This window comes from Nostoc sp. DSM 114161, assembly GCF_052692665.1.
On sequence record NZ_CP195141.1, the window covers coordinates 7940838 to 7966780 of the forward strand.

The 25943-nt window shown below is 41.3% G+C and carries 20 protein-coding genes; 11 read left to right on the forward strand and 9 right to left on the reverse strand.

Annotated features, from left to right (window positions below; all coding sequences use genetic code 11):
• Window positions 1-67: 67 nt before the first annotated feature.
• Window positions 68-892 carry an undecaprenyl-diphosphate phosphatase gene (locus NSTC745_RS33300; RefSeq protein WP_445634842.1) on the reverse strand — a complete coding sequence of 275 codons (825 nt, stop codon included), beginning with the start codon at window positions 890-892 and terminating at the stop codon, window positions 68-70.
• Window positions 893-1280: 388 nt separating this feature from the next.
• Here NSTC745_RS33300 and NSTC745_RS33305 point away from each other — a divergent pair, with 388 nt between their 5' ends.
• The 4 genes from NSTC745_RS33305 (at window position 1281) to nadB (ending at window position 4973) form a co-directional block, all read left to right on the forward strand.
• Window positions 1281-2060 (forward strand): DUF3120 domain-containing protein, encoded by a 780-nt coding sequence (locus NSTC745_RS33305; protein WP_445634843.1) that lies wholly within the window; start codon window positions 1281-1283, stop codon window positions 2058-2060.
• An 86-nt stretch (window positions 2061-2146) separates the two neighbouring features.
• Window positions 2147-2401, forward strand: a complete 255-nt coding sequence (locus tag NSTC745_RS33310; RefSeq protein WP_445634844.1) for a hypothetical protein — start codon at window positions 2147-2149, stop codon at window positions 2399-2401.
• Between the two features lie 192 nt (window positions 2402-2593).
• Window positions 2594-3022, forward strand: coding sequence for a photosystem II complex extrinsic protein PsbU (gene psbU, locus NSTC745_RS33315; RefSeq protein WP_096539497.1), 429 nt, complete (start codon window positions 2594-2596; stop codon window positions 3020-3022).
• A gap of 238 nt (window positions 3023-3260) precedes the next feature.
• On the forward strand, window positions 3261-4973 hold the full coding sequence (nadB, locus tag NSTC745_RS33320; RefSeq protein WP_445634845.1) for an L-aspartate oxidase: 1713 nt from the start codon (window positions 3261-3263) through the stop codon (window positions 4971-4973).
• A gap of 156 nt (window positions 4974-5129) precedes the next feature.
• On the opposite strand, the gene NSTC745_RS33325 is transcribed toward nadB, so the two are convergent.
• The 4 genes from NSTC745_RS33325 to btpA form a co-directional block, all read right to left on the reverse strand.
• Complete coding sequence (locus NSTC745_RS33325) at window positions 5130-5336, reverse strand: hypothetical protein (protein ID WP_445634846.1); 207 nt, start codon at window positions 5334-5336, stop codon at window positions 5130-5132.
• Between the two features lie 780 nt (window positions 5337-6116).
• Window positions 6117-8321 carry a CHASE2 domain-containing protein gene (locus tag NSTC745_RS33330; protein ID WP_445634847.1) on the reverse strand — a complete coding sequence of 735 codons (2205 nt, stop codon included), beginning with the start codon at window positions 8319-8321 and terminating at the stop codon, window positions 6117-6119.
• A 713-nt stretch (window positions 8322-9034) separates the two neighbouring features.
• A complete protein-coding gene (locus tag NSTC745_RS33335; RefSeq protein WP_445634848.1) occupies window positions 9035-10021 on the reverse strand; it encodes a vitamin K epoxide reductase family protein in 987 nt (328 codons plus the stop codon).
• 136 nt (window positions 10022-10157) lie between these two features.
• Window positions 10158-11006, reverse strand: coding sequence for a photosystem I biogenesis protein BtpA (gene btpA / locus NSTC745_RS33340; RefSeq protein ID WP_096537680.1), 849 nt, complete (start codon window positions 11004-11006; stop codon window positions 10158-10160).
• 838 nt (window positions 11007-11844) lie between these two features.
• On the opposite strand from btpA, the gene rimO reads away from it, so the two are divergent.
• The 3 genes from rimO (at window position 11845) to NSTC745_RS33355 (ending at window position 15712) form a co-directional block, all read left to right on the forward strand.
• Window positions 11845-13164 (forward strand): 30S ribosomal protein S12 methylthiotransferase RimO, encoded by a 1320-nt coding sequence (gene rimO, locus NSTC745_RS33345; RefSeq protein WP_445634849.1) that lies wholly within the window; start codon window positions 11845-11847, stop codon window positions 13162-13164.
• 177 nt (window positions 13165-13341) lie between these two features.
• Window positions 13342-14880 (forward strand): DEAD/DEAH box helicase, encoded by a 1539-nt coding sequence (locus NSTC745_RS33350; RefSeq protein ID WP_445634850.1) that lies wholly within the window; start codon window positions 13342-13344, stop codon window positions 14878-14880.
• A 253-nt stretch (window positions 14881-15133) separates the two neighbouring features.
• On the forward strand, window positions 15134-15712 hold the full coding sequence (locus tag NSTC745_RS33355; protein WP_445634851.1) for a Uma2 family endonuclease: 579 nt from the start codon (window positions 15134-15136) through the stop codon (window positions 15710-15712).
• A 23-nt stretch (window positions 15713-15735) separates the two neighbouring features.
• Here the strand turns inward: NSTC745_RS33355 and NSTC745_RS33360 are convergent, their stop codons facing one another.
• From NSTC745_RS33360 to NSTC745_RS33370, 3 genes are all read right to left on the reverse strand, one after another.
• A complete protein-coding gene (locus NSTC745_RS33360; protein ID WP_445634852.1) occupies window positions 15736-16683 on the reverse strand; it encodes an aldo/keto reductase in 948 nt (315 codons plus the stop codon).
• Window positions 16684-16778: 95 nt separating this feature from the next.
• Window positions 16779-17609, reverse strand: coding sequence for a hypothetical protein (locus tag NSTC745_RS33365; RefSeq protein WP_445634853.1), 831 nt, complete (start codon window positions 17607-17609; stop codon window positions 16779-16781).
• A 22-nt stretch (window positions 17610-17631) separates the two neighbouring features.
• On the reverse strand, window positions 17632-20598 hold the full coding sequence (locus NSTC745_RS33370; RefSeq protein ID WP_445634854.1) for a hypothetical protein: 2967 nt from the start codon (window positions 20596-20598) through the stop codon (window positions 17632-17634).
• A gap of 334 nt (window positions 20599-20932) precedes the next feature.
• Here NSTC745_RS33370 and NSTC745_RS33375 point away from each other — a divergent pair, with 334 nt between their 5' ends.
• The 4 genes from NSTC745_RS33375 to NSTC745_RS33390 all read left to right on the forward strand — a co-directional run bounded on the left by NSTC745_RS33375 (window position 20933) and on the right by NSTC745_RS33390 (window position 25463).
• Window positions 20933-22357, forward strand: coding sequence for a BCD family MFS transporter (locus NSTC745_RS33375; protein ID WP_445634855.1), 1425 nt, complete (start codon window positions 20933-20935; stop codon window positions 22355-22357).
• Between the two features lie 69 nt (window positions 22358-22426).
• Complete coding sequence (locus tag NSTC745_RS33380; protein ID WP_445634856.1) at window positions 22427-23233, forward strand: inositol monophosphatase family protein; 807 nt, start codon at window positions 22427-22429, stop codon at window positions 23231-23233.
• A 294-nt stretch (window positions 23234-23527) separates the two neighbouring features.
• On the forward strand, window positions 23528-24070 hold the full coding sequence (locus NSTC745_RS33385) for a hypothetical protein (RefSeq protein WP_096537672.1): 543 nt from the start codon (window positions 23528-23530) through the stop codon (window positions 24068-24070).
• A gap of 436 nt (window positions 24071-24506) precedes the next feature.
• Entirely contained in the window at window positions 24507-25463 is a 957-nt protein-coding gene (locus NSTC745_RS33390; protein WP_445634857.1) for an MDR/zinc-dependent alcohol dehydrogenase-like family protein, read from the forward strand.
• A gap of 123 nt (window positions 25464-25586) precedes the next feature.
• Here the strand turns inward: NSTC745_RS33390 and NSTC745_RS33395 are convergent, their stop codons facing one another.
• Window positions 25587-25874 carry a hypothetical protein gene (locus NSTC745_RS33395; RefSeq protein ID WP_445634858.1) on the reverse strand — a complete coding sequence of 96 codons (288 nt, stop codon included), beginning with the start codon at window positions 25872-25874 and terminating at the stop codon, window positions 25587-25589.
• Window positions 25875-25943 lie beyond the last annotated feature (69 nt).

Genomic DNA, 25943 nt, shown 5'->3' on the forward strand with positions numbered 1-25943 from the left:
GGGCCAAACAGGGCATGGGGCATTGGGCATTGGACTAATGACCAATGACTAATGACTATTATCTAATTTATCCCTGCCAACCTGCTGCGATCGCTAATAAGATAGCAGTGCCGAATGCTAATCTATACCAAACAAAAATCATTGTATTTTTAGTTGCTAAGTATTTGATCAAAAATGCAATTGATAGGTAGGAAAATATAAAGGTTGAAATAATTCCTACAATTAACAACGCAACAATGTTATCTGGTAGCTGGTGGGCTTGAAATAATTTGAAAATTTTCAGGCTTTTATATAAGGTTGCAATAGTCAGAGTTGGGAACCCTAGTAAAAATGAAAATTTTGCTGCTGTAGCGCGTTCTAATCCTAAAAATAGCGCAGTTGTCAACGTCGAACCAGAACGAGAAACACCAGGAATCAAAGCAAGTGTTTGTCCCAATCCCACTAAAATACCATCGCGAATCTGCAATGACTCAAAACCTCGCTTGCGAGTACCAATTTTTTCTGCCAACCCTAGTAAAAGTGCCATGATAATTGACATGATGGCAATAATTAAGGCACTCTCAGGAATAACATCTTTCAAAAGAAAGCCGACAATTAAAGCAGGCAGCGTTCCGACTGCAATACCTACCAGAATTTTCCATTCCTCGCGTTCCCAATCTTTCTGTTTTAGTGCTGCAATTCCACCTTTGACAATACTAGAAATCAACGACCAAAAGTAACCGAGAATTGCAATAACACTGCCAAATTGAATTGCATCGACAAAATCTTTAGAACCTAGCTCTTTCCAACCAAATATCTTTGTCACAATCAGCAGATGTGCAGTGCTACTGATTGGTAAAAACTCTGTAATACCTTGAACAATACCTAAAATAAAAGCTTGAATAAACTCCATAATACCTTTTCCTATTCTAAAAAAAGAGAACGAACATTGTTTAAGTAACGTTGTTACTTTATATACTTTTAGCTGCACCTAATCTTGTAGAAAATTCAATTTTAGCGATCGCTAAAATCATCCAAGACGCTGACCATGTTCTTACACCCATCTCAATAAGTCAACGCCATTTCCGGAATTCATCAAACTTTAATATTTAGCCGAACACAAGCAGGCAAGAGAGAGGGGGAAGACAAGGTAGCCATCTTTCTCCCTTGTCCCCCTTGTCCCCTTGTCCCCCTCCACCACCCCAGCACCGAAATTTGAGTATAATCTAAATGCCCTGGGGGGGGATTTTAAAGTGTGATATCTTAAATAAGGTAAAGTTTAGTAACAAATATTAAAAACATTGGTTAATAACACATTATCTTCATACACCGCTTCTATCCCTCCCTTGGATGCCGAGTTGGATGTGTCTAATATCAAGCACAGGGATCTCAAAAAATTGGAATCTACACTCTCATCTTCTCCCTCTCTGCCTTTATCTATCTCTGCCCGACAAACATGGTTGGTATTTGCCGCAGCAGTATTTTTAGTATCAGTACCTGTATTTATAGAAGCACCAATAGTGCGATCGCTACCTAGTTTGAGTTTAGCGCTGACAGGATTTTGGCTATGGCTCAGTTTTAGATTAATGTCACGTCCTGCAACATATGTCTGGGGGGATTTGCTGTTTGGGTTTAGTTGGAGTTGGTTAGCAGGATCGATTTACTGGGGTTGGTTGCGTTGGGAACCTCTATGGCATTTACCGGTGGAGTCTATCGGCTTACCATTTGCTTGTTGGTGTTTGGTAAAAAATTGGGGCAAGGTGGGTAACTGGTTTTATTTAGGTTCCTTGTTCGGTACAGTCTTAACAGATGTATACTTTTATATTGTGGATTTGATGCCCTATTGGCGACAAATAATGATAGCAGATGTAGATAGCACGTCAAAAATTTTACAAACCGCCTTATTAAAAGTACAAACACCTTGGGGACAAGCTTGGGCAATAATTCTCGCCCTAGTGTTGTTAACAGTGGGAATTTTATCCTTAGGTCGAACTCAGAAACACTGGTATGCCTTTGGCGGCGCAGTTTTAAGCACAATTTTGGTAGACAGCTTATTTTTGCTAGCGGCGATCGCAGCCTAAAAATCACAAAACTGTTTCCTAAGGAATCTACGGTACAGCAGTGATGATGCTGTGGAACATTGTTTAGTTAAGAAATATTACAATAATTGACCGACAGCCGAAGTCGCCCGAACTGGAGTTTACGGTATTGGACATGCCAAAATCTCCTATCTGCTAGGGATGTAGAACCAGCTAGCCGGAAAGATTTTGTACAGCTAGGAATAATAGCGTATTCTCTAGATGCAAGGCTATTGCGGCTGGAGCAGGCACTCTTACCACTGGGAAAATTTTTACCAAAAGTACAGTCAAACCCAGTAACAGTAAATATTGTGGATATTAATACGCTGTATATTAGTTTCTGATGACTGCTGTGTTGATTAAGCTATCAAGTTTTGGCCTTTGTCCTTCGTCCTTTGTCAGCTGTCCTTTGTCTCTTGTTAGTTGTCCTTTACAAATGACCAATGACCAATGACCAATGACTAATGACTAATGACTAATAACTGTTGTTAGCTTAAAAATTTTATTTCTGTTTGATGGAAAGAGGTAAAAAAATCGTGAAAGGATTGGTGCGTTTATTAACAGTGTTTAGTTTGGTACTTGGTTGCTGGGGATGGTTGGGAACAACTCAGATAGCCCAAGCTGCTAGTTTCAACAGCTTTGCTTTTCCCCAAGTACCAGTTCTGGCAATTGAGCGGCAGAATAGCGCAGATAGGAAGTTAGCAACGGAATTTGGTAAAAAAATTGATTTGAATAATACCAACGTCCGAGCTTTTCAACAGTATCCAGGCCTTTATCCCACCCTTGCGAAGCTCATCATCAAAAATGCTCCCTACCAAAGCGTAGATGATGTATTGAATATTCAAGGATTGAGCGATCGCCAAAAACAAACCCTGCAAGCCAACTTCGATCACTTCACCGTGACAGAACCAGAATCTGCCTTCATCGAGGGAGACGATCGGTTTAACAACGGTATCTACAGATAACTGTAAATTGCAGTTAACGTAGGAAATAGCAGCCCACTCCTGATTCTAGGGAGTGGGATATTCTATTAGAGATGAGGGGGATGAAGGCGACAAGGTAGACAAGGCGGACAAGGTAGCCATCTTTCTCTCCGAAGTTCCGATGGTGGGAAACCTCCGCTCAGACTTCTCTCCTTGTCTTCCCCCTCTCCCTTGTCTCCCCCCTCTCCCTCTTCTCCCCCCTCTCCCCCTCCCCCTTACCTTGCCTCAAATAGATATTCCTAGCCAATTTGATGTTTTAGTAGTCGGTGCTGGTGCTGCTGGACTCTACACCGCGCTATGTCTACCAGAGTCCTTGCGAGTCGGCTTGATTACTAAAGAAACTGTGGCTTTATCCGCCAGTGATTGGGCACAAGGCGGTATAGCCGCAGCAGTCGCCCCGGAAGATTCTCCGACGCTGCATATTGAAGATACAATCCGGGCAGGTGCAGGTTTGTGCGATCGCGCCGCTGTAGAATTTCTCGCCGAACATGCCCCTAGCTGCATTCAGTCTTTAGTTAACTTGGGAGTTGCTTTTGACCGTCACGGTCAAGCTTTGGCTTTAACTTTGGAAGCTGCCCATTCTCGCCACCGCGTTCTCCACGCCGCAGATACCACAGGACGAGAAGTTACCACCACCCTCACAGCCCAAGTTCTTCGCCGCCAAAATATTCAAGTCATCCAGCAAGCTTTGGCTTTGAGTTTGTGGATTGAACCCCAAAGCCAGCGGTGTCAGGGAATTAGCCTGTTTTATCAAGGTAACATCGCGTGGGTAAGAGCCGGTGCCGTGGTATTGGCAACTGGTGGTGGCGGTCAGGTATTTGCCCAAACCACTAACCCGGCTGTGAGTACAGGTGATGGCGTCGCGATCGCGGCTCGTGCTGGCGCTATCCTCCGCGATTTAGAATTTGTGCAATTCCATCCCACCGCCCTCACCAAGCCTGGTGCCGATCGCTTTTTGATTAGCGAAGCTGTACGCGGCGAAGGGGCACACCTCGTCGATAACGAAGGACGGCGTTTTGCCTTTGACTACGACCCCGCTGGCGAACTCGCCCCCAGAGATGTTGTTAGTAGAGCAATTTTTAATCATTTACAACGTACCGCCCTCGATCCCGCCACTGCCCATGTGTGGTTGGATATGCGCCCCATTCCCGCCGACAAAATTCGTCATCGCTTTCCCAACATCATCAAAGTTTGTCAGCATTGGGGCATCGATGTCTTCAACGAACCAATTCCTGTAGCCCCTGCTGCCCATTACTGGATGGGCGGGATTGTTACGGATTTAACGAATCGCACGAATATTCCTGGTTTATACGCAGTAGGTGAAACTGCCAGTACTGGGGTGCATGGAGCAAATCGCCTTGCCAGTAATTCGCTACTAGAATGTATTGTGTTCGGTGCCCAGATGGCTAATATTGAGTTGGCAGATATTGGGCAACCTTTAGAAACACCAGTACTACCATTACAGAAATTTACTACAAATGCCAGCGAGTGGCAGACTCAGCAAACACAGTTAGAAACCCTCAGAGAAAAGTTACCCCGCCTAGTGTGGCAACATGCTGGTATTTGCCGCGAACAGTCAGGATTAGAAAGTGCGATCGCCACTGTAGAGTTTTGGCAGCAAGATTTCGCTGCTTTGCCTTTGACACAATTCTTGCTAGCCTTACGTCCAACGGAACCAGCTAGTTTTGACCTCCCAGATATTGAAGCCCGATTGCGACTTTGGGCAGAAACCCGCAATTTATTGGATGTAGCCCATTTAATTCTCAAAAGTGCCGCATTTAGAACCGAAAGCCGCGGCGGACACTATCGCCTAGATTATCCTCAACCAGATTCAAATTGGCAGCTCCACACACTTGTACAAACAAACCACTGGTGGAAATCTCCAGTGTTACATGATGGGCATAGGGCATTGGGCATAGGGCATTGGGCATAGGGCATTGGGAAAGGGAAAAGGGGTAAAGGGTAAGGGGAAAAGGGGAAAGATTAAGTTTATTTCCTTTTCCCTTTAACCTTTTCCCCTGCCTCCCCTGCTCCCCTGCTCCTCATCCCCCCATGCCCAATGCCCCATACCCCATACCCCATGCCCTATTTACCGAGTACCACTACCATGCAGGCTGTCAGGGCCGCCATAATTTGGTGGGATATATGTGTCTTTTAAATCTGAAGAATTAACTTTCCGGGCAACTAACGTGTTGCTGTCATTAGAGTTAAGACTAGTAGCACTTGCAGTACTAAACACACCTACGTAACCCACAATTTTTGGTATTAGGATGTAAGCACCTATACAAAATATCATAAATTTTGTGATTCCCAAGTTGACTTTCATAATCTTCAGTAAATTTACTAGTTTTTTCCAGAAAAAAGTATTTTTTAAAATTTTAGGTAAATGTACGTAACTCTCTTGAGAATATTCCAAAATTATTAATTCCTGCTGTTAATAGACAACTAATTGCCCTATTAGTTTGCAGTCCAGCATTAATTTGCTGGTATTAAATAGTCTTAACACTTAAGGAATATTCTTAAATGTCCTGTTTCTGCATCAGTCTAAGGTTAGATATGGCGATGAATTACCATAAGCAGTTTGATCAGTTCATTATTTATTAATAATATCTTAATACTTTTAAGTGTAAACACTATGTTTAAAAATGATTTAAGCTAAAAGAGCATAAAATAATACTTTAATTTTTGAAGAGTAAAAACCTAAAAAAAGTAAAGATATATAAATTAAACCTTCATAGCTCTTGTATCAAAAGGGTTGCAGGAATTATTTTATTTTGATTTTCGTCATTATTTACCTAAGTACAGATCGAACTTCTTAAGTAAAAATACTTGCAGCATAAAATTATTATTTTTTTATTACTGATAAAGGCTACTTTTTTTAACTCTTCGATCGCGTTTGAGTTTCACTTCTAAAAGCCTTGCCAGGTTTGAATTTTAGTTAAAAAGCTACCTCTATGGTTATATAAAATGCTTTTGCAAAAACAGTGCTTTGCACGCATCTCAAGTGCAAAAGCCTAATTTTATGGTAAAAATATTTACTTTATCTTCAATTAAGGAAAAGTAAACTCGTGATTAATTAAGCAAATTCGTAGCGATTTTTACCCAAACGCTTGGCACGGTACATTGCTGCATCTGCTTGTTTCATCAAAGTTTCACTGTCTTGGCTGTTGTATGGATAAACACTAATCCCAATACTGGCAGAGACTCGGATTGCATACCCATCCAAAACAATTGGTCTGGTAATGCTGCTTAAAATTTTTTCCGCGACTTTAGCTGCTACCTGGACATTAGGAATTGCTCGTAAGATCACAGTAAATTCATCGCCGCCCAAACGAGAAACTGTATCGCTAGCGCGTAAAGAATTGCTCAGACGCCCAGCGATAGTCATCAGCAGGCGATCGCCCATCTCATGCCCTAAAGTATCATTGACTTGTTTGAAGCCGTCTAAATCGATAAACAACAGTCCCAGCAACAAGTTATGGTGTTGCGCCCAGTGCAACGACTCATAAAGTTGTTCGGCAAAAAATTTGCGATTGGATAAACCTGTCAGGGGATCGTGATATGCCAAATAACGCAAATGGTCTTCTTTAAGTTTTAATTCATTGTTAGAGCGAAATAACTCAGCAGCAGTACGCTTGAGTTCTTCCTCCATCAACTTGCGCTGAGTGATATCTCGAATGACCCCAACTAAAAAGAAATTGCCAGCTGAGTCTTTGTGAAGCGATCGCTTAGTGGCAATTTGATGAGTTTGACCATCTGCATTTGTAAATTCTTCTTCGTGTTCGTGGGCTTGCTGAGTCCGAAAAACCAATTCATCCTGTTGTCGAAACACATCAGCTTCATGTTTAGGGAAAAAATCATAATCTGACTTTTCAATTAACAACTTATTCGGATAGCCGATAAATCGGCAATACGCTTCATTTAAAACAATCCATTGATGTTGTTCATTTTTCACAAAAATCGGATCGGGAATCGTGTTAATTACGTGATGCAAAAACTCCTTAGAGCGTTTCCACTCTTCCTGCATATGGGCGATATGACTCGTCATCCAAATAGCTGAAATTGCGAAAGTAAACAGACCAGGGATCAACGGTATCCACCAACCGTACAAAAAAGCGGCATAGCCACTGAGGACTAATACAAAGCAACAAACCAGAATACTGAGAAAGCTTTTAGTTGAGTCTCGTATCCTCCATGTGGTAACAGCCCCCACATAAGACCAAACAAAAATCCACAAGTATTCCAGTAATTCAGGCCAGACTTTGAGTAATGGTCTTCCTTCAAGAGCAGCAGAAATTAACTCACTAATAAAATAAGCTTGTAATTGAATACCAGCCACAGGCTTCGCCGTACCCATCAAACCGCTGGAATAAGGAATAAATACAAAATCCTGAAGACTAGGTGCAGTAGAGCCGATAAGTATCACCCGATCTTTGATTAAATTTTCTTGGACTTTATCAGCGAGTACATCACTTATTGATACCTGCCGAAAATGAGAAAATTCTACAGATGGATTTTGAGATTTGGGTTTGGGAAAATTCGATAAAATTTGGTAGCCTCTGGCATCAGCTCCCACATAAGCACCATCATTCACTTCAAAACGAGTAAATACTGCCTTACCCAATTGCAAATACTCAGGGTTGCTTTTTGCTTGAGTAGGAGTAATGCCTTTTGATTTTAAATATAATAAAGCCAACTTCAAGGCAAAACTTTCGTGTACTTTATCCTCAACGTGCCAATACAATAAGCTACGACGTACTTTCCCATCAAGGTCGTAGAGCACATTGTTAAAACCCACTTGATTCTTATTGAGTCCCAAGGGAGGTGAAACAGTGAGGTTTTTATTTTTTTCATTTGCCAGTAGTTCAATACCAATCAAGTTTGGCATTGATTTATAAGCATTACGTAATTCCTCATTACCAGGCTCCACTGGCAAATTTCGGTAGATATCCAACCCAATCGCACGAGGTTTATGGACGTTTAATTTTTGCAACAATTCGGCAATATTCCGATCTGGAATCGGCCATGAACCTACTCGATCTAAATAGGCCTCATCAATCACAACGATAGTGATACGTTCTTCTGGCGATTCATCTGGACGTAAGCGAAAAAATTGATCCAAACCTGCTAACTCTAAGGATTGTAATAATCCAATGGAGCGCAAAAACAGGACGCAGACTGCAACGCCAGCAGCAGTCATTAATTCTTTGTGTTCTCGACTAAGCGATTGTTTGAGTCCAAAGATTAAGCTTATAAAACGCTTGCCTAGCTGCTGGTTCATTAAGCCGCTCCCAAAGTTCTGAAACTCGGCTTTTCTTGGCATCTGCACAAACGCTGAGGAAGGGAATTTTGCTCTTTGAACTCGCGTTTTTTGACTAATAACAAAAACATATTGAGAGTAACTTCAACAGACACACTTTCGCGTTTAACGCTGACATAATTACACTCGAAGGCGGCTTCCATGTGCTGCAAAAATCAATTAAAGTACACACTGCATGAGAGCCAGTATACTCAATCAAGTTCCTTCAGCTTTAAATATTTGTAAGTAAAAGCCACAAAAAAATTGATACAGGTATTTTTAATTCGTGAAGCAAGCCAACTTAGTCTTAAAGCTAGGCATTAAGGCTATTTTACTTACAAATACCCAATTCGGAATCTAGGTATTGAGCAACACTTATCATTTATCAATAAATATTACCAAAAACAAAAAAGTCAACTAGGAACAGACTTGCTGTCTTTATCCAGTTAACTGTATTAATCCACCTTGATATTTAACTTATTTCCCTGGTGCGCGTTCGCGTTGGCCTTAGCAAAGCGGTAGTGACCCAGGAGTGTCAGCCTCTCGTAGACAAGCACAGCCCAGGCGTCATCGGCAGGGAGTAGGCAGTTAGAATCAGACTTTTCCACTTGCAAGCGAGTTTTTTCACCCAATCAAATAAAAGTCCAATACCAGATCTAAAAGCCAAATCGCCAAAAACAGCCTTGTGTTGGCAATTACTTGAAATATTTGAAGTTACTAGGGCCTGTGTAACCAGAAACTTTGGCTAGTTCCTCTAAATTTTGCACTCCACTATAGCTTTTCCCATTGATAATCCAAGTCGGAAAGCCTTCAATTTTTGCAGCTTGACACAGTTCTGGTTGAGCTTTGAGTCCTGGAGGGGCGCACTCTACCTTAATATTATTGTTGATTTCTTGATAAGCTTCTTTGCCAAAGATCAGCTTTTGTTCGTGGCAGTGAGGACACCAAAAAGCCACGTATTCTTTAGCACCTGTCTTCGCTAGATGTCGGGCTAGGGCTATTTCTGCTTCCCCAGAGGTTGTAGTGATTTCCCACCCTCCTATTGCGGGGTTAGGATCTACCTTGGGAACAAAGGAGATTTTTACAGGTTGTCCAGGAGTTCCAGGTGTACTATCTGACTGATTGACACCAGCATAAATCCCTAAAGTACCAATCAGCGTCACCATGCCGACAATTAGGGCGGTAAACAAGATTTGTCCAATATCTTCCCAAGTACGACCAATAATTGTCAGTACCAAAAGGCTAGTGGAGAAGAAAGCTGAGCCGATACAGTAAGGACAAAAAGCTCTGATTTGGAATGCCAGCAGGTACATTAAGTAACCGCTAAACACAGACATAGCGATCGCACCCACCAACAGGAGCCACCACGTCCAATTTTCTAGCTGCTTGCGAGTATTATTGTCTGCTGAAGAAAATACCAAAGGAGCCAAAGCTAATATCAACATACCTGTGTATGCCAAAAACCCAAACAAAGCTAATGGCTGACCAAAAACTGTTGCCCAAGGGCTGGAAAGCACATCATTACAGCCTTTGACACCAGCCTGTGCCACACAAGCTGCACTGCCTCCTGTTAACTTTTCTATGGCGAGATAACCTGTCGTTAAGGCACCACATCCAGCGATCGCGGCAATCAATGGACGTGACCATTTATGAATCCAAGGAGTAGAACGGCGGCGAATCATAAACTGCTTTGGGAGTTAAGAGTTAGGAGTTAAGAGTTAAGAGAGAGAAGTGAGGAGTTAAGAATCAGGAATTTAAGAACAATCAATTTAAAACTCATAACTCATAACTCATAACTCCTCACTCTCACCCTATTCCCTAAGAATGTAATTTCACTTGTCCTGGTGACTTGCTTTCACTTTTGGAGTTCCAACTGCGACGCGTGGCTTCCACAAATTGACTGACGCGAATGGGGTCAATTGGTTGATCTATCCGTCCGTGACGTTTCAACGAACTGGAAACTATGACTCCATCTGCTGCCTGCATTAATGTATCAATATTTTCCCAATTTGCCCCGCTACCTATGAACACCGGGGTTCCAGCTGCTGCACCACAAGCTAGTTCCAAATCTTCTAAGTTCGGGGGGCTACCAGTAGCCCACCCAGACAAAATCACTCCGTCTGCTAAACCCCTTTCAATGGTGTCTTTAACGGCAACTGTGAGATTTGGAGAACTCAAAGGACGGGCGTGTTTTACCAACACATCGGCCAGGATTTTAACATCGCTGCCCAACTCCCGTCGATAGCGGAGTAGTTGATGGGCTTCTCCCTCAATTAATCCTTGGTCTGTTGCCATCACTCCTGTGAGGACATTGACGCGGATAAATTGTGCCTGGACACAGCTGGCGATCGCCATTGCACTTTTGGCGTCGTTTCGCAACACATTTAAGCCCACTGGCAATGTTACCAAGTTCTGTATCCGCTGCACCACCATCGTCATGGCACTCACAACCACTGGATCTACTTGGTTTTTAGTAAACGGCGCGTCGAAAAAATTCTCCACAATCATGCCGTCAACACCTCCGCTTGCCAAGGCTGCGGCTTCTTGTTCGGCGCGGTCAATTACCGCTTTGAGGCTACCTCCCCAACGAGGTGAGGTCGGCAGTGGTAGCAGGTGAACCACGCCAATAATCGGTGAGCGAGTTTTAAACAGCTGATATAAGTCCACGTCTTTAAATTATTGCGAGGGATTGGGGTATACAGACTAGAAATTAGAGGCTAGTACTACAACACCCAAATATACCTACAATTCAAAATACCTGAAAAGCTTGACTCATCAGCTTCTTGAATTTTGAATAATTTTCCATAAGTCAATTTTACAAAATTCAGCACTCAGAATTCAGAACCAGAACTCAGAACTCTGAATTCTGAACTCCCAATACTTTGTCCCCTTGTCCCCTTGTCCCCTTGTCCCCTTGTCCCCTTGTCTCTTTTTTTAACTGGTCGGTTTACTGCCTCCTTCCGAAGATGGAAATTGGCGTCAAATTTGTCATAAGATATGTTAAGATAAAACCTGGCTACAAGAGGAGTTTGCCACTCACAACACGCAAGGCAGCTTTCCGTGGTTTAGGCGTCTCGTCCGCGCACAGTCGTAGGACTAGCCGATCGCCAAAGTACCATTACTGCTTTATGGGCGTAGTCGCGAAGGCGATTTCCCTGAGGGTAGCGACTTCTCACAACAAGCCCTTTGGGCGGCTTCCCGATGGGGTAGGTTAACAACGCACACGCTGTGGTAATGTAAAATACCAATAGGCCAATTGTTAAAAAACATTACAAGTGTCAAATCTACCCAAAGACACTTAAATTTACCCTGGGGAACAAATTGATAGAAGTATCATAACATGACCCCTATTTTTATTATCGATGGGGTCATAGGTCAACGGGCATTTGCTGACAGTGGGAATTTACCGCTGTTAATCTTCTGATGAGGATGCTGATAAAAAAAGTTTGCGTTAGTGCCGAAATGAATTTGATTACAAGAAAAAAACTGAAAATTTTTTCAAAATATGGGTGACAAGCCGACAATTGCCATTTCTCACCTGGGCTGCGAGAAAAATCGAATAGATACAGAACACATGTTAGGAATGCTCACAGAAGCAGGCTACGGTGTAGATACAAATGAAGAGTTAGCAGATTACGTTATTGTTAATACGTGTAGTTTTATTGAAGCAGCGAGGCAAGAATCTGTCAGAACTTTGGTAGAACTGGCAGAAGCAAACAAAAAAATCGTGATTACTGGCTGTATGGCGCAACATTTCCAAGAACAACTTTTGGATGAGTTGCCGGAAGCAGTAGCGGTAGTAGGTACAGGTGATTATCACAAAATTGTAAATGTAATTGAGCGTGTAGAACAAGGCGAACGGGTCAAACAGGTTAGTACCGAACCAACCTACATTGCTGACGAAACTACACCGCGCTATCGCACTACAACAGAGGGCGTAGCTTACCTCAGGGTTGCCGAAGGATGTGATTATCGTTGTGCGTTTTGTATAATTCCTCATTTAAGAGGGAACCAGCGATCGCGTACTATAGAATCGATAGTCGCTGAAGCCGAGCAATTAGTTAGTGAAGGAGTACAGGAAATTATTTTAATTTCCCAAATCACGACTAATTACGGTCTAGATATTTATGGTCAGCCAAAGCTAGCCGAATTACTCCGCGCTTTGGGTAACGTGAATATCCCGTGGATTAGAATGCACTACGCTTATCCCACGGGATTGACACAAGATGTAATAGCGGCAATCAAAGAAACACCCAACGTCTTGCCTTATCTCGATTTGCCCTTGCAACATTCTCATCCAGAGATTCTCCGTGCCATGAACCGTCCCTGGCAAGGACGCGTAAATGATGGGATTATAGATCGCATCAAAACGGCACTACCAACAGCCGTATTGCGGACAACATTTATTGTTGGTTTCCCAGGAGAAACAAGCGAGCATTTTGAGCATCTACTAGAATTCGTCCGGCGGCATGAATTTGACCATGTTGGCGTCTTCACCTTTTCACCAGAAGAAGGAACCCCCGCCTACGACCTGTCAAATCAGTTATCTCAAGAAGTTATGGACAACCGCCGAGATCGACTGATGGAACTCCAGCAACCGATTTCCCAAAAGAAAAATCAACAGGAAGTAGGCAAAATCGTCGATGTCCTGATTGAGCAAGAAAATCCTGAAAGTGGTGAATTAATCGGTCGTTCGGGTAGATTTTCCCCAGAGGTCGATGGCCAAGTGTATGTCCAAGGACAGGCAAAGTTAGGAACCATCGTGCCAGTAGCGATTCACCACGCTGATGCTTATGACCTATACGGTCAAGTTGTCAATAACTAATTAGTCATTAGTCATTAGTCATTAGTGAATAACCAATGTCCGATGACAGCAGTTGCTAAAGAGCGGGTTCCGCTTTAGCGGTACAAGCCGGGAAACCCGTCCAATGCACTGCCTCCCCAATGCCCTATTTGACCAATGACCAATCGAAAAATCCTTAGATAAAATTTAGGAGAATTGATGAATCTTTCGTTTCAAGAATTAGGTATTTCCCAAGAACGCGTCGAGCAATTAGAAAAAATTGGCTTTACCACACCTACTAGCATTCAAACCCAAGCAATTCCCCAACTGTTGGCGGGTCGCGATGTAGTGGGTCAATCTCAAACTGGGACAGGTAAAACAGCAGCATTTTCACTGCCAATTTTAGAACGGCTCGATATTAATCAAAAAGCCGTGCAGGCCTTGATTTTAACGCCAACTCGTGAATTAGCCATGCAAGTTCACGATGCGATCGCCCAGTTTATCGGCAATGAAGGATTGCGGGTTTTAGCAATCTATGGCGGTCAATCAATTGAACGGCAAATGTTACAGCTCAAACGTGGCGTTCACATCGTTGTCGGCACCCCAGGACGAGTAATAGATTTGCTCGATCGCGGCTGTTTGAAGCTCGACCAAGTAAAATGGTTTGTCTTGGATGAAGCCGATGAAATGTTGAGCATGGGCTTTATTGATGATGTCATAAAAATCCTCTCCCAAGCACCTACAGATCGCCAAACAGCCTTATTTTCGGCGACAATGCCACCATCGATTCGTTCTTTGGTGAACAAGTTTTTGCGATCGCCAGCAACAGTCACCGTTGAGCAACCAAAAGCTGCGCCTAACAAAATCAATCAGGTAGCTTACCTAATCCCCCGCCACTGGACAAAAGCCAAAGCTTTACAGCCAATTCTGGAAATGGAAGATCCAGAAACAGCTTTAATCTTTGTCCGCACCAGACGCACCGCAGCCGAACTCACCAATCAACTGCAAGCTGCTGGCCATAGTGTAGATGAATACCACGGTGACTTGTCCCAACAAGCACGGGAACGGTTATTGAGCCGATTCCGGAATCGTCAAGTACGTTGGGTGGTAGCAACTGATATTGCGGCACGCGGATTAGATGTCGATCAACTCTCTCATGTGATCAACTACGACTTACCTGATAGCGTAGAAACCTACGTTCACCGCATTGGTCGTACTGGTCGTGCTGGTAAAGAAGGAACCGCAATTTCTTTAGTACAGCCATTTGAACGGCGCAAGCAGCAAACATTTGAACGTCATAACCGCCAAGCTTGGCAAGTATTGTCAATTCCCACACGGGCGCAAATTGAAGCGCGGCACATCTTGAAATTGCAAGAACAAGTGCGCGAAGCTTTAGCTGGCGAACGTTTGGCTTCATTTTTGCCCATCGTCAGCGAATTAATTGAAAAATATGATGCTCAGGCGATCGCTGCTGCGGCATTGCAAATCGCTTACGACCAAACTCGTCCTGCTTGGTTGCAATCCGAAGTAGAAATTCCCCAAGAGGAACCAGCCACACCCAAACCCAGACTTGCTAACGGCAAGCGCCGGGAATCTTCTGGCGATCGCCCCCGTTCTAGCTGGAAATCAGATAGCAGTGCTGGGGAAGAAGAAAAAAATGGTACTCCCAAGCCCAAACTGCGGACAAGCCGTCGCGATGCTTCAGTGTCACCTACTCAAAAGTTAGGTTCGCCTACAGCTAGGGAATCTGCTTCTTAGTTAGAAGTTAATGAATTTTGGGTTTTAGATTTCTAATTTTTACTTCAATCCAAAATTCCAAACTTGTACTGAGCTTGTCTTGAGGGAGCCGAAAGCCATAGTCGAAGTATTCAAAATCTAAAATTGAGAGAGTTAAGAGTTGAGAGTTAGGAGTTAAGATTTTGACTTTGGACTCTTGACTTTTTGACTTTTTGGTTAACTTCTTCTACAAGTTTGTAGGAAGATGAATTAAAGATGCATTCTTCGTGGTGTTATGTTCAGTATTCCAGACTTAGAGCAACTACAAGCAGAGCATCCAGAATGGCAGATGGAGCTGGTAGACGGAAATATAATTGTTATGGGGCCATCAGATTATGAGTCAGAAGAAATAGGCGCTGAGTTAATTCGATTACTTGGTAATTGGGTACGCCCACGAAAATTAGGACGGGTAACTGGTTCCAGCGCCGGTTTTATTTTGCCTACCTTAGAAACGGAAAACGGCAAAGAAGCTGATAACGAAAAACGAAATCTCCGCGCTCCCGATGTGTCTTTTGTTCGTGCAGATCGACTCAAAAAAAGCAAGCGCGACTTTGTGGAACTCGTGCCTGATTTGATGGTAGAAATAAAATCCAAGTCAGACCGGATTAAACCATTGGTAGAAAAGATTCAGCTATTTTTACAACTGGGATGTACAGTTGGTATTCTCATCGATCCTGACAAGTTGACGCTCACAGTTTATCGCCTCAACCAAGAGCCAATAGTTTTGCAGGACAACGACAAACTGACACTACCAGAATTATTACCAGGTTGGGAACTAGTAGTGTCAGAACTTTGGCCTTTGGTATTTGAGTAGAGAGACGTTGCAATGCAACGTCTCTACAGCCAGGGACGGCTAACTTTTTCTAGTTCTTCGATTTCATCTTCGTTCAATCTCCAACCCAAAGCGCCGGCATTTTGACGTACATGTTCGGCTGTCTTGACTCCAGCAATGGGAATGACATTACCTTGAGAAATTAACCAATTGAGAGCAACTTGCGCTGGGGTGCGATCGTATTTTTCTCCCAAACTGCGTAGTAAAGATATTACTGGTGCAATTTTTTGTAAGCCTTCTTTACTAAATCGCGGATCTACTTTTCTCGCACCAGTCGGAGTTTCGGCACTATCAATAGTGTATTTGCCTGTGAGTAATCCTTGAGCTAAAGGACTATAAGCCAACAGAGTCACACCCAACTCACGGGCAGTTGCCACAATACCCTTACTTTCAATTTGGCGAGTGAGTAAAGAATAACGTACTTGGTTCACAGCCAAAGGTACTCCGCGGTCTGCCAAAATTTGATGAGCGTCTCGCATTTGCTCTGCTGAGTAATTACTCACGCCGATCGCAGCAATTCTACCGCGTTTAACTTCATCGGCTAAAGCATTCATCAGAGTTTTTTGGCTTAAAAAGAAAGCAAAAGGCCAATGTACTTGGTAGAGAGCGATTTGCTCTACTTGTAAGCGTTTGAGACTCTGTGTCAAAGCATCAGAGACAGATTGACCTGTAAATCGCCACGGAAGGGGGCCAAATTTTGTGGCAATTTGCACAGGTTGTTGTGCCTGTTGCATAAATTCGCCCAAAAATTTCTCTGATAATCCCATTCCGTAAATTTCGGCAGTGTCGAAGAAAGTTACACCAGCTTTTAGTGCTGCGGTGAAGGCTTCTTGTAACTGTTCCGGGCCGTAGTCGTTGCCATAATTCCAAAAGAGTTTATCACCCCAAGCCCAAGTGCCTATGCACAAGGGTGTAACAACTGGGCCGTTTTGCCCCAATGTGATGGTTTCCACGGTTGCAAAAATTAATTTATTTACATTTCTTTACTTTTTTAGTGTAGCGTTTCAAATAAAGAGCCATTGTACTTAATTAGTAGTCACTCATACAGTTATTTAGTATCACCAAATTTCTTATACTCCCTAATATACTTAAAAGGGAAAGGGATTACGGTACTTTGCCCTGTACGAACAAAATCAACATCCATAGTGGGGAGAATTTGTCTAAATATCAGTTTTGAGTCATCCACCGCCACTATTCTACGAAGATGACAGGCATCTTTAAAATGCAATTTCACATTGTCTCTTCGTTCTCCAACAAGGTAATAAGCTTGTTTTTCTGTTTCACCAAAATATTTTATGTTGAGAGAAGCGTCAAATAAATCTTCTTTGCTCTGGTTATCCTGGGGTAACTTTAATCGAATTTGATGTTTATCTAGAAGGTGATCTCTAAAACCAGTAGCCTCACTTGTTATACTAACATCAATTTCCTTATCTCCTGATTTCCTTTTTGTTCCTAAATACTGTGCAATTAAAGACTTGAAATCTACTTTTGATATAGTTTGGCTGCCAATTTTTCTAAGTTCAGATGATAATGCTTCCAATTTTTCAACATCAAGGTTAGATGCAGATTGTTCTTCCACAAATTCTTCAACTATATTAGCTAACTCATACCCATTTCGACTGTTTTCGGGAAGTTCAGTTTCGACTTCTCTAAGAATAGCTTCAATTTTAGAAAGGTCAGGAATACTAATTTCATCAGTTATAAATATCTGATTTATATCACTAGTATCAGAAATAACAAGACCTTCTAACGTCTCGATTTTATCTCCTGAGCTACCATCTGTCATGAACTTTCTATATTGCTCAAACTTTTGCCAGTTAAAGATATCTTGACCATCTATTTCGTAAAATTGAAAATTACCATTTGGTTGAATTTCCATAAAAATTACTTGGTCTGTATCGTCATCCCAAGCAGCCTGTTCGTTCGCTTACTTCTTTTACTTCTCTTTTTCCGTAGTCATCAGTAAAGAAAACTTCAATATCATCATAGTCATTTTCATGTGAGAAATAATATGAATTGTCTGGGTTTGGCAAATGCAGGTAAATATTACTCCAGTTAATATTACATTCTGATACTGTTGCAATAGCTGGTTGATAGAGGACTTGTTCTCTTAATTCTTGCCACTTTTTAACACTCTGATTTGTCCACGGCGTACTCAGTTGGCGACGTATATAAGTAGCAGTTTGATTACTTTTATGAGATGCACGGTTCTGTGCTTCTATTAAATCTTCAGATTGGTTAGGTGATTCACCTGCTGATTCAAAGAGAGCAGTATATTCACGAATAGGTATTACATCTTCAGGGAGAGAAAATCCGATTAAATGTTTTCGGATAGAAGCGTCAGCAAGAATATGAATTGTTGGAGCTTTCATATTGGTACGACATATTCGACCCAATGCCTGAATAATGATTTTATTTAAGTAGCGTGAATAAGCGTTTGTATTGTATGGGTTGATAAAATCTTCAGCATTTCGTCTAGGTTTATATCTGTTTATATATCTGTAAAACGCTTCATCCAACTTGCTTTTAAACTGGTTTAGTGAAAAATCTCCGTTCTCTCGAATAAATTCTAATTGAAAAATATATTTGATAAATTTATCGTTATCTATATTATTTTCAAATATATTAACAAGAATATTTGTAGGGTTATCTAAATAAATTCCATTAATATCCATATTTGAATGCTTGCGAAAGCTATTAATATGTATTGGCTCTATCCCAAAAGGAATTGGAAATTGTAAATTTTGTCCAACGCCAATGGTTTGATATGCAGAAATAATAAATCGGCGTTTATTATCTTTTAGCTCATTGATCAGTTTTTCCTTATTTACATCAAAGTTATTTCCACTAAGTACAAAGAATGTATCAGCTACAGAACTATCAATATTATTTTGATGGGTTTCTAATAAAAGTTCCGCATATTTATGCAATATATGCAGGTCGAATTTTGGATCGGAAGGCTTTGGTAATTTATTGAAAAGACAAAGGAATGCATGACAATCAGGATGATCTAAAAAATATTGCCATGCAGTTAAAGCTCTGACATAACGGCAAAATGCAAACTTAATACTTTCCTCCTTCTCATCAGTAATGGTATGAAGAAGAGTATTCCATAAATCCTGGGCTGCTTCTCTATCATTCAAAAGCTCTTCAAGCTGTTTAATTGCTTGCTCTTGTGAATCTGTCCCAATAAATTGAGTTTTTATAGAGACTTTATCATAGCCTTGAGTTGCTTCGTTATATAAGTTTTTCAGTTTAACAAGCGCATCATCTTTAATACGTATAAATGAATCTCCTAAACGAGATTTCAAATACTCTAGATCGTAATTGCCAATATTTGTATAAAGTCCGGCAGTAGCTGAAATACCTACTACAAAAGCCTTTGAGCAAACTCCAGCTAAAAAAGATTCAGGTGTACGGCTGAAGTTAAACATATATATTTTTGATAATGTATCATGCTCATCACTATCGACGATATCGTAGTAACGAAAGCCTGTATCATAAAAATTATGACTTTGTATTGATCCTTGATAGGGTTGCAAGCCATAAGGTAAATCATCTTCAAGAATTCTATTGGTTAAAAACTCGACATCTTTAAGGTGGAAATTATTAAGAACTGTCTGAATAGCTAATTTCAGTGGAAAAGTTTCCTTACCGCCTTTATCTTCTTCTTTTAAACGGCGATAGTTATTTGCTAAATATTTAACTCCTACCTGAAAATAGGATAAATATCCTGTAATACTACTCAGCAATTCCTGGATATCAATACCTGATTTTTGATGTTTAATATTAAAGGCTTTAATCCAATTTGTACGACTATCTATATCTCCAATAATCTCTACACGTTGATTACGAGCTAGAACATTATGGAATTTATAATCATAAAAAAGAAAGTTTCTTTCTTTAGTTGAAAATTCCTCATGAGATTTACAAATATGCTGTAATTTATATTTATTAAATATATATTTGGCTTTTTCTCGCAATGATTCAATCTGCTCTCGTAGAGATAGCCAATTTTTGCCTGAAGATTTTTTCTTTCGCCATTTTGATTCTTGTACAAGTACTTCAGGACATTCGGTTTGCATCAGATGATTATGAATGTTCAAAAATAAATCAATCAGATCTACCCGATGTCGTAATCCAGACTGAATAATATTTTTGAGTACAGCATCTTTGGTAGTATCGAACTCATCAATAAAAATAACTGACTCATTAATCAACCGCTCATAAAAGTAATATGATGGTTCCACAAGTGTTGAATTTTGAGCGACGAACTTATCTATACTAAGAAATAAGATAGTTTTCTCATCTGTAAATACGGCAGGATACAGTTCTCCAATCCATTTGTAGTCTTGATTATTCTTTATAGCCAACAAACGAGCCTTTTTTGTTTGAAAATTCTTGGTCAATGTTTTCTGAATAATATTTCTGAATGCAGGCTCAACATTTTTACGAATATCTATTTCAATTTTGTCTTTAAAGCTGCTCGGCAATTGTTCATTTTTGAGTAACTCTATATCTTTTTTTAGTTCTAAATATATTTCGTTTTTAAATTGCTCCGGAATTTGGTTATCAATTTCAAGCAACTTATTGATAACAGTATTTACATTAGAATCAATAAAAATAAAATATTTCTCAAAATCTTCCTCATCTCCATTTTCGATAAAAAGTTTTTTGAGTTCGTCGGTAGGTAAGTTCTTCTTGAGGTTGGTAATAAACAGAATCTTTCTCTCTTGCTTGACAAACTCCTTGTAATTAGAATGTATAAACTTTAGAACGTTGTAGGTTTTACCAGAACCAGTTGGCATACTCAGTAGAAGCAGACCAGGATTATGTTGTTTACAGTATTGGTTTAATATTTCTTCCATATCCCTGACAACATTAAGAAAGTTTAAAATAGTAGGATGTGAATGTTAAATCTAGATAGCGATCGCCAACTATAACATCAGTATTAACGGTAAAAGGCAGGGATAAGCAAGCAACTATCTGAGTTAGCCTCTATTAATGCCCAACCGCGTTTAATCTAGTTATGGTTGCACAACAAGCTCTGAATTAACAAAAAGTTTTATGTACCTTATGCTGCGGTGTCTACCGCCAAACCCAAAAACTGATGTGCCAAAATTACTGATTTTTTGGAATATCGAACAGTTTATTGTTATTTAAAGAGAGACTATATTCTATAAACCATACAAAAAAGTAGCTATGGCAAGCGGCGAAGTATTTGATACCGAAAGAAAATCCCTATCTGTGCCGAAGGTCAACCTGCTGACTATGTTCCGGCTGGGTTTATTTCAAATGGGGTTGAGCATGATGTCCATTTTGACTCTGGGGGTACTCAACAGAGTCATGATTCAAGAAATAGCAATTCCGGCGACGCTAGTATCAGTAGTTCTAGCACTGCCTTTATTTGTTGCTCCTTCTCGTGTCTGGTTCGGGCAAATTTCCGATGCCAAGTCGTTATGGGGTTCCCACCGCACAGCTTATGTTTGGGTGGGCGCGGGAATATTTGCGATCGCCTCATTTTTAGCTGTACAAGTGATATGGCAACTAAATATTGCTGCCAGTAATCCAAGTGGCTGGGCATGGACAACTCAAACAATCGGCTGGATAGCACTTTTATCACTGATTTTTGCTGTATACGGGCTGGGAATTTGTGCTAGTAGTACCGCCTTTGCTGCTTTATTAGTGGATATATCTGAAGAAGACAACCGTTCTAAAGTTGTCGGTGTTGTTTGGTCAATGTTGATGGTGGGAATTATTGTTGGGGCAATTATCAGTTCTAAGTTGCTAACACCAGATGCAACAACAGCAACTTTACAGGCTTCCGTCAACAGATTATTTACTATTGTTCCAGCAATAGTATTTGGATTGTCCTTTGTTGCAACAATCGGTGTAGAAAAAAAATATTCCCAATACTTAACCCGTTCCACAATAGTTAATCGAGAAGACAGCATCACTTTGGGTAATGCTTGGGCAATTTTGACAGCTAGTCCGCAAACAGGTTTGTTTTTCACTTTTTTGCTGGTGATGACGATTAGTTTGTTTATGCAAGACCCAATTTTGGAACCTTATGCGGGTCAAGTGTTTAAAATGCCCTTAGCTGAAAGCACTAAATTAAATGCTTTTTACGGAACAGGTATATTGATTGCCTACGGCGTCACTGGCTTTTTCGTTGTGCCGCGTTTGGGTAAGCGCAGAACTGCACGTTTGGGTTGTGTGTTAGTAGCATTTGCAGCCGGATTGCTAGCTGTATCGGGATTTTCTGCCAATCCAGCCTTTTTGAAACTAGGTTTAGTCTTATTCGGTTTAGCCGCAGGTTTCTTAACTACAGCAGCAATTAGCTTAATGTTGGATCTCACCGCAGCAGAAGCCGCAGGTACGTTTATTGGTGCATGGGGATTAGCGCAGTCTATCTCTAGAGGTGTGGCAGTAGTCCTTGGCGGAACTATATTAGATGTGGGTCGTAAGCTAGTACCAAATTTGGTACTAGCTTATGGACTAGTATTTGCCCTAGAAGCTGTGGGTATGGTGCTGTCGATTTGGTTTCTCAATCGGGTCAATGTTGCGGAATTTCAAACAAGTACCAAACAAGCGATCGCTTCAGTTTTAGAAAGCGATTTGGATTAAACTAGAAACTTAACCCAACCCAATCTACCTAATCTTGGCTCAGGGGAGTCTTTGCGCGAGAATTAACCAATGCATGATTTTTGGACAACAATTCTTGATTTTGCCCAAACTACCACTACCAGAGTGGGCAAACAATTAATGCAAGATTTTGGGCAAGTACAGGCTTCGCAAAAAGCTGATGGTACTTTGGTAACGCAAGCAGATAAATGGGCAGATCGGGAAATTCGGGATGCGATCGCTTCTAATTTTTCAGGTTATGGTATTTTGACCGAAGAAAGCGAACGCTCTTTTCCCGGTACCGAGTGGTGTTGGGTAATTGACCCCCTTGATGGTACAACTAACTTCACGCGCGGCATTCCCATCTGGTCAATTTCTCTGGGTTTACTGTATCAAGGAACTCCGATTTTTGGTTATGTTTACGCACCACCCCTGAACCAAGCTTTTCATGGTTTTTGGCCGGGTTCATCTGGGATAACCACGCCAACTGGCGCATTTCTCAATCATCACCCCATCCACAGTAGTAGCGATAGTCCGAGCAATAATCACTTTTTTAACCTCTGTTCCCGCAGTACCGCAATTATCCGCAACGGCTTTCCCTGTAAAATCCGCATGTTGGGTGTAGCTAGTTATAACTTTTTGACAGTTGCTACTGGGGCGACTCTGGGCGGAATTGAGGCGACACCAAAAGTTTGGGACTTAGCAGGGGCTTGGGTAATTGTCCAGGCTGCTGGGGGCGTTTGGTCATCGCTGAATTCTGAACCGTTTCCTCTATCAGCGGGAGAAGATTATAGCGATCGCTCTTTTCCCACCCTCGTGGTTAGTCGCCCAGAACTACTTCCCGTGTTTGAACCTTTTGTGCAAGGGGTAAAACTTTAAGGCCTTAACTCACTGCCTAAAAAAACTATTTTGTCAAAAATTTTTTTAGGCAACATACTATATAAAACTAAATTAAACCTTTATCAAAGAACGGTTTAAGTATAATTAAAACTCCCGTCCATTATTTGGCAAGTGACACTACCAGTATAAATGCTAATTTGCACTGTGTTGGAGCTTGCCTTACACTGGGTCACTGGCTATAGCAAAGTGCTGAGTATACAGCCAGTTGCTTGATTGTTATTTTGCAATTAACACCGTCTGAACCCATGTGACTACAGCGATATATAAAAATTTATGTTGTCTAATCTAGATTTGATTCGAGAGTTTATCCAAAACTCTATCCACAAAAAAGATATTTTGTTGTCAAACCCTTCTTTCACAGCGCAAACAGTTTATAAAGCTAACCAGCTGAGTGCAAAATCTGAAGGTGTGATTGCGATCGCACAAATATCTAACACAGTATGTCAATTCTCAATTTCTCCAAACTCATCCCATTGGGAATTAATAAATCAGGCATTAGCGGAATATAGTTATATCCTCAAAGGAGAAATTGATAGTCGAGGTTTCTATCAGTATGAATACTGTGAAATTCCCAAAGGCTATCAGATGCAGTGTACTAAATCTGTACTGCTATGGCGAGCTTGGTGGAAATATCGCAAATATGCCTCAAGGCCAGGTATTCCCTTGCAACTTTTGATTAGGACGCGAGATTCATGGTATCCAATTAGAGATTTAATTATTAGCGACGGACTTCTCTATATAAAAACCTTAGGAAGCGAAATAGCACTTGACTCAAACGATTTGGTTACTTGGTTAAATAAAATTGAAGTGAGTTAATGCGACTTTATAGGATTTTAGATTGTGGATTATCTCTGTTTTCAGAAATAAAGGGAGTGGGGAAATTAAAGACTAATAAACTAACTTTTGCGATTTGCAAATCAAGTTTATGACTCGTAAATTAAATTATTCTGGATAATTTAGGCAATTTTACACGCAGCGTTTTGTATAGCGGTGCGTTAGGCTAAAGCCATAACGCACCCTACTTAAGATTTACTTTATAAATGGTTTTTTATTCTGCTGCTTTTAATTTTATCTTTATCCTAGAGAAGTTGTTATACTATATACCGATTAATCCCGCGTTTACTAAGCTATTACGCTTTGAAATTACACAGTTACTCATACTGTCGATCGCTTAGAGTCAACAGTCAACACAAAAACATGTGCTGTATTAGATACACAAAAACTTATCTTTTTTATTACCCCTGAAACAGTAATGAAAGGACTCTGGCTCGAAAACAACCAATTGCAACTACGCACAGATATCCCCATTCCTGAACCGGCGTCGGGAGAAGCTCTGGTACGCGTCTTGCGTGCGGGTATTTGTAATACCGATCTGGAATTACTTAGAGGCTACTATCCTTATACTGGTATTCTAGGTCATGAATTTGTCGGCGTTGTCGAACAAGGGCCAGAACACTTAGTTAACCAACGTGTAGTTGGAGAAATCAACGCTGTCTGCGGCCATTGTCGTTTTTGTCGCAGCGGACAACCGACTCACTGCGAAAACCGAACTGTTTTAGGTATTGTTAACCGTCACGGAGCCTTTGCAGATTATCTGTGTTTGCCACTAGAGAATCTACATTTAGTACCTGAAAATGTGCCAACAGAAGTAGCAACATTTACTGAACCTTTAGCAGCAGCTCTGGAAATTCAACAGCAAGTACCATTACATCAAGACAATCGCGTGCTGGTGGTGGGAGACGGCAAACTAGGGCAGTTGGTAGCCCAGACACTAGCTCTAACTGGCTGTGAGTTGTTGGTTGTAGGGCGTCATCAAGACAAACTTGCCAACCTAGAGGTACGCGGGATTAAAACAAGTCTTGCTAATGCTGTCACAGATGGATATTTTGATATCTCAGTAGAATGTACTGGCAATCCAGAAGGATTTGCGATCGCCCGTCGTGCCCTACGTCCACGCGGTACATTAGTCCTTAAAAGTACGTATGCTGGCAACCTCAGCCTGGATGCTTCTTCTTTAGTGGTGGATGAAATCACCCTCATCGGCTCTCGTTGCGGCCCCTTTCCCCCAGCACTCCAGTTGCTAGCCACAAAACAAGTGGACGTACAACCCCTAATTCATGCCAGCTACCCCCTAATTGAAGGGCTTGCGGCTTTTGAACAAGCCCAAAGTCGTGGAGTTTTAAAGGTTTTGTTAGAAATTAGTCATTAGGTATGGGGCAAACAGAATATAGGGAAAGGGAAAGGGGAAAGGGGAAAAGGGGAAAAATTAAATTTATTCCTTTTCCCTTTAACCTTTTCCCCTGCCTCAAGAGCCTCCTATCTCCCCCACTCCCTAATACAAATAAGGATTCGTCTTCGGTTGATAGTCAGAACAATCAATTGCTTCTTCTGTGTTGGCAATGGATGGGCGGACAGTGCATTTAAGACGGTAATTATCGGTAAAATATTGGCAACCAGTACAGGGGATTTGATGCATTTGTTTGGCTGTAGCTACACTATCTCGCGCTGCTGCCCAAATATTCAAAATAGCCAGAATCATTACAGCCCAAGCAACAACAAAGCAAATCGGGACTAACAAAGGTTGAATTCCACGAATGAGGAAGTAGATCGGTTCTAGCACGGCATTTCCTGATAGAAATTAGGAGTTAGAAGTATATTAACTCCTAACTCCTAATTCTTAACTTCTCAC